Here is a 5,621-nt window from a genome sequence, read left to right as displayed (position 1 = left end):
CAAAGAACTTATTATAAAATAAAAAATGGCAAATATAACTATTTAATAAACAGGGAAATATAATACTGTCAAACACCCTAGCTAAGATACCACCTTATCACCCTGGTAATGAACCAGCCTAACACCTTCGTTAAGGTACCAGTAAAACACCTTTCTTAAGATACTGCTTCAATTCAAGTTAAGATCTCACCTAAATAGGTGTTGTGTAATAAACTCATAAATAGTTAAGTCTATTATGAGAATACAAATGTCATATAGGAAATTTGAAGTGTACGAATATAAACAAATAATTTATCGCTTACAAAAAAATGAAAGTCAAAGATCTATATCGAAGTCTGGTCTTGGATGTAGAAAGAAAGTTAAGCAAATATTTACAGTTGCTCAGGAACAAGGTTGGCTTGATTTGGGAGCTCAACTACCAAGTGACGAAATTCTATCAGAGGTCTTTGAAGTAAATAAGAAAAAGATCTTAGGTTCAGCCCTTGATGAATATAAAGAGTTAATCAAAATGTGGATAGATCAAGAATATTCAGCAGTTGTAATACACCATCATTTATGTGTTTCATATGGATTAAACATAGGTTATAACTGTGTTCAGAGATATGTTAAACAAATTAAAGGCAATGATATCAGTAATTTAACAACACCAATGTCTTTTTATCCTGGTCAAGCTGCTCAAATTGATTTTGGTCAAGGTCCAAGGTTATTGGATCGTAGAACAGGTAAAACGGTTAAGACATGGTTTTTTGTTATGACTTTATGCTATAGCAGACACCAATATGCAGAGTTAGTTACAGATCATAGCATACAGACTTGGCTTAAGTGTCACGATAATGCTTTTAAGTTCTTTCAAGGTGTTCCAAGGAAGCTAATAATAGATAATCCTAAATGTGCTGTAATCAAAGCAGGATGTGAACCTTGGTTACAAAGAAGCTATGAGGAATTTGCTCAAGAATATGGCACTATCATAAGCACATGTCCAGTAGCAGATCCTCAAAAGAAAGGTAGGGTTGAATCTGGTGTGAAATATATTAAAAATAATTTTGTTCCCTTGCGCCATTTTAAGGATTTGCAAGATGCTAACATACAATTAAAAGACTGGGTATTATCTTATGCAGGTAATAGAACTCATGGTACAACAAGACAAAAACCTCTTAATTTATTTGCAGAAGTCGAAAAAGATAAACTTATAGATTTACCAACTCACGAAGTGGAGATATGTATCTATAAAAAAGTTAAATTGAATAGAAACTGCCACGTATTAGTTGATTACTGTAGATATAGTGCACCATTTACTTACTGTAACGAGGAGCTATGGGTAAAAATAAGTCCAACGATGATAAACATATATCATGAGCATAAACTTATTGCTACACATGCTAGATCATTTGATCCTGATAAGCCAAGCACTAAGCAAGAACATTTATCACCAAGTGCTAAGATCTATTATGAACAAAATCCAGAATGGTGTTTAGATCAAGCTAAACAGATAGGAGAAAATTGTACAAATGTTATTGAAACATTGTTAACTGATCCAGTTAAAGATTTATTAAGGGCAGCTCAGGCTGTTATAAGGTTAGCCAGCAAATATACTTCAGTAAGACTAGAGTTAGCCTGTCAAAGAGCAATTAATCACAATAGTGTTAGTCTTGAAACTATTAAACAAATCCTTAAAAAGGGATTAGATCAATCAATAACCATTACAACGAAAAGACCTCTTGGCAATGCTTATACTGGAGGAGGAATTTATCAAAGATTTAAGGTATAGTGGTGAATTTTTTCGGACAGCATTTAGTCAAAAAATAGATGTCAAATTATCAAAAATATTTTCTATTTTAACTTTACCAAAATACACATCAGCAGGAGTCTTATATCCTAAACTTTGATGGTATCTATCAGTGTTATAATATTCAAAGTAATCAGTCAAAGCTTCTCTAACTTCAGCTACTGACTCAAACTCTCTGAGATATATACATTCGTATTTAACACTTCTCCATAGACGTTCAATAAATATATTATCAAAGCATCTACCTTTGGCATCCATACTAATTGAAACACCTCTATTTAGCAAGGTATTTATCCAAGCATTCGAGGTATACTGTGCTCCTTGATCTGTATTGAAAATACCACAGATACTACTATCTAAAGCCCTTCTAAGGGTATCAATACAATACTCTGCTTCTAAGCTAATACTTAACTGCCAATCAATTACATACCTACTGTACCAGTCCATTATTGCTACAAGATATATATGGCCATGTTTCATACGGATATAGGTTATATCTGAGCACCACACTTGGTTAGGATAGTAAACACAAATATCATTTAATAGGTATGGGTATATCTTATGTTCTTGCCTAGATCTTACGCTTGTATTTGGCTTTGGGTATATAGCTTGTAAGCCCATCTTATCCATTAAATATTTTACTTGATTTCGAGTAACATCGTATCCAAAATTATTTAGATATACCATAATCTTCCTAGAGCCTTCATGTGGCCTAGCTGTATAACGCTCATCTATCAGACGCATTAAATTTTCGGTATGTTCATCTATACATTTATGCTGATAATAATATACTGATCTATTTAACCCCAAAAGCTGACATTGCCTTACTATTGAGATATTTGGATTGTTTGGCTCTATTAACATTTTCTTATCCCTACAACTCAAAATTAGATTTTTTTTTCATCCAGTCAAGCTCTACTTTGAGCCTACCTATTTCTTCGTATAGCTTTGATTTTTCTTTTTCATCTAATAAATCTTGTTTGCCAGGTGGGAGTTTGCCTGAGAATAACTGCTTTATAGCTTCTAGAGCTTGTTTCTTCCAGTTTGTGATTTGGCTAGAGTGAATTTCATATTTGCTACTTATTTGGGCTTGAGTCAGTTCACCTTTTATTGCTACAACTGATACCTCATACTTAAATGCGGCACTGTGGGATTTTTTCTTCTTCATTTGCGTCTCCTTTTCTTATCGAAGACACCTATTTTACCTTCTTAACTACCTGTCCGAAAAAACCGTACCACTATAGCATTCTACAATAAATTATATGACTCCAAATCAGTTTGAATATATAATGGAAAATGAAAAAGTAAACTGTCCCAAATTGACGGGGTAGATCAAACTTTAAAGAGTTTCTAATTTGGTGAACAATACAAAGCTGATGCTTTGTTTCAGGGTATACAGCCTGTATAGCATCAGACATACCTTTTAAATTATCTGTACATGCTATGAATATATCCTGTAAGCCTCTATTCTTTAATTCAGTAAAAACTCCTAGCCAATATTTAGAACCCTCGTTTTGACTTATCCAAAGACCTAATACATCTTTGTGACCAGTTAGCGATATACCTAATGCAACATATACCGCTTTGTTAATGATACGCTTATCTTCTCTGACTTTAACGACCATGCAGTCAAAAAATACTATAGGATAAACAGATTCTAATGGTCTATTCTGCCATGCTTTAACATCCTCTATAATAGCTTCTGTAACATCACTTATAAAGCTTGTACTTATCTTTGTATCATACAGCTCAAATAATTGCTGCTGGATATCAGTAGTACTCATGCCTTTAGCATACAAAGATATGATTTTTTGATCTAAGCCATTTATCTTTGTTACTCTTTTAGGAACTATTTGTGGCTCAAAGTCACTCTCTCTATCTCTAGGTACTGATATATCTATATTGCCAGTATCAGTAGATAAGCTTTTATTGCTATAGCCATTCCTAGCATTTGAAGAGTTGCTTCGTTGATGCTTTAAATAGCCAAGATGACTATTCATCTCTGTATCTAATGCTTTTTCTAGTAATCGTTTTGTTAATTGTTTAAGTAAACCATCTTTCTCAAACATTTGATTAACATCAACTCCAGAATCTATTATCTGCTCTGCTAGGATTGTGTAAATATCTTCTGCTTTTCTATTTTTAGACATAGTTTTTATCCTTAATCTTTTGCTAGAAATAATCTAGCATCTTAATTAAGAATTTACACAATTAATTGGAAAGAGCCCTTTTATATAAAAGAGGTATTTTGTTAAAAGAAATATTATTCTCTATATCTTTAATATTAACAGGTTCAATTCCTCTCATTTGATCAACAGTTATTCCAAAAAAATCAGATAGTTTCTTAATTGTTGAATCATTCGGAGTATTTGATAGTCCATAAAGTATAGAATTTATAGTTTCTCTTGCAATCCCTGACATCTCAGATAATTTATAATCATTTATACCACAGTAAGTCATTATGTTTTCAAGATGAGATGAAAATGAGAAATCATCATTAACGCCAAGTAATTCATTAATTGATACACCGAAAAAATCAGCAAGTGGTTGTAGCGTTATTTCTCTTGGATTAGATCTATCTCCTCTTATGATTAGTCCTAAAGTCTGGCTTCTCATATTAACTTTTTTAGCTAGCTCTGAAACATTTTTTATTCCATTTTCTAGCATAAGTTTTTTTATATTTTCTGATAGTGCCGAAGACATGTTTTTAGATCATAGATATTAAATAGGGGCTTTGTTTCTTAACCCCTTAAGGTCTTCTAGTTGGTGTATTTTAGGCAGTTCTATGACTAATGGGCATACCTAAAGATGTCATTTTATTTAAAATACTAGCACCAATCATAGCTTCCTGTTTTTGGTTTTCATAATTTCTAGAATACATCGATCTACCTACTATTTTTTTATATCTCTGCATGGCTATCTCACTACAGTTTCTATTGCCATATTTAGTCTTTGTTTGCCATTGCATCCTACCATGTTTAGCTATCAACTCCAGATTATGATTTCTTAATACATGATTTGAATCACTAATCTTTGCATTCTTATCTGGTGGTATTGCTACTTATGCCGATGGAAACTTGTCATTTATTTTCTCATATACATTAAAGCTATCATAAGCCCCATCAGCTGAAAAGTGAGCAGTATCTACACCTATCTGATCAAATAGTTTATCTACAACACTATCATCAGTATCAAATCTATCAGTCAATTCAACTGCATGAATATAATGCTTATTTGATACAGCTGCATGAAACTTTCTCCAACTACGTTTAGCTGAAACTTTATGTTTCTCCTGATGCCACTCATCTCTACCAAATCTCTTTAATCCTGTAGAATCAATAGCTATTGCAGCCACTGATTCATCCATTTTGTCTTTCTCTGCATATCTAGGGCATTCTATACCAATCGATTTTAAACGCTTACTTAAGGTACAAAAATTAGGACACTCTATCTAAACCCATTATTTTAAATAAAGAGTTTATGAAACCTTGTGTTTACCTTAATGGTTGCTTATATACCATTCTTATCTCATGACAAACTCTAATAGGTAGTGTCCACTAAATTGTGTCTGTAGCTAGTCGACTTTATAATTAAGTTGAAAGAAAAAATAAAGGACTAGCTAATGAAAGATATTAACTCAGAACTACAAAGAAATATACAAGATGTACTACACTATGATAGAGGTACTGCAGTAGAAAATATTGTCAAACTGGTATTTGAAACAATAATGAATGCTGAAAGAGTAGAGTTTCTTTCAACATCAGAAGGCAATAAAGCCAATGGCTACTATCAAAGACTAGCTCAGGGAATTAATAAATACTTCAAACTCAACATT

Annotated in this window: 7 protein-coding genes; 2 read left to right on the top strand and 5 right to left on the bottom strand. The window is 32.5% G+C overall.

Annotated features, from left to right (window positions below):
- Nucleotides 1-247 precede the first annotated feature (247 nt).
- A complete protein-coding gene (gene istA, locus F3D62_RS10375) occupies nucleotides 248-1,768 on the top strand; it encodes an IS21 family transposase (protein WP_191092601.1) in 1,521 nt (506 codons plus the stop codon).
- 27 nt (nucleotides 1,769-1,795) lie between these two features.
- Here the strand turns inward: istA and F3D62_RS10370 are convergent.
- The 5 genes from F3D62_RS10370 to F3D62_RS10350 all read right to left on the bottom strand — a co-directional run bounded on the left by F3D62_RS10370 (nucleotide 1,796) and on the right by F3D62_RS10350 (nucleotide 5,153).
- Nucleotides 1,796-2,954, bottom strand: a protein-coding gene (locus F3D62_RS10370; RefSeq protein ID WP_224732683.1) for an IS3 family transposase whose coding sequence is annotated in 2 segments (ribosomal slippage) — nucleotides 1,796-2,677 and nucleotides 2,679-2,954 — 1,158 coding nt in all. Because the reading frame shifts where the segments join, the coding sequence is not laid out codon by codon here.
- A gap of 70 nt (nucleotides 2,955-3,024) precedes the next feature.
- Nucleotides 3,025-3,936 (bottom strand): IS256 family transposase, encoded by a 912-nt coding sequence (locus tag F3D62_RS10365; RefSeq protein ID WP_224732682.1) that lies wholly within the window; start codon nucleotides 3,934-3,936, stop codon nucleotides 3,025-3,027.
- Between the two features lie 61 nt (nucleotides 3,937-3,997).
- Nucleotides 3,998-4,489 carry a helix-turn-helix domain-containing protein gene (locus F3D62_RS10360; RefSeq protein WP_150468176.1) on the bottom strand — a complete coding sequence of 164 codons (492 nt, stop codon included), beginning with the start codon at nucleotides 4,487-4,489 and terminating at the stop codon, nucleotides 3,998-4,000.
- Nucleotides 4,490-4,559: 70 nt separating this feature from the next.
- Nucleotides 4,560-4,754 (bottom strand): hypothetical protein, encoded by a 195-nt coding sequence (locus F3D62_RS10355; RefSeq protein ID WP_150468175.1) that lies wholly within the window; start codon nucleotides 4,752-4,754, stop codon nucleotides 4,560-4,562.
- Between the two features lie 93 nt (nucleotides 4,755-4,847).
- Nucleotides 4,848-5,153: a transposase gene (locus F3D62_RS10350; RefSeq protein ID WP_150468174.1), complete on the bottom strand. Its 306-nt coding sequence runs from the start codon at nucleotides 5,151-5,153 to the stop codon at nucleotides 4,848-4,850.
- Between the two features lie 255 nt (nucleotides 5,154-5,408).
- On the opposite strand from F3D62_RS10350, the gene F3D62_RS10345 reads away from it, so the two are divergent.
- Nucleotides 5,409-5,621 (top strand): hypothetical protein (locus tag F3D62_RS10345; RefSeq protein WP_224732681.1); only part of this gene is annotated, 213 nt, incomplete at its 3' end.

Source organism: Francisella sp. SYW-9, assembly GCF_008711465.1.
Lineage (GTDB): Bacteria > Pseudomonadota > Gammaproteobacteria > Francisellales > Francisellaceae > Francisella.
Note: the sequence above shows the minus strand (reverse complement) of the source record. Positions and strands in the feature narration are given on the sequence as shown.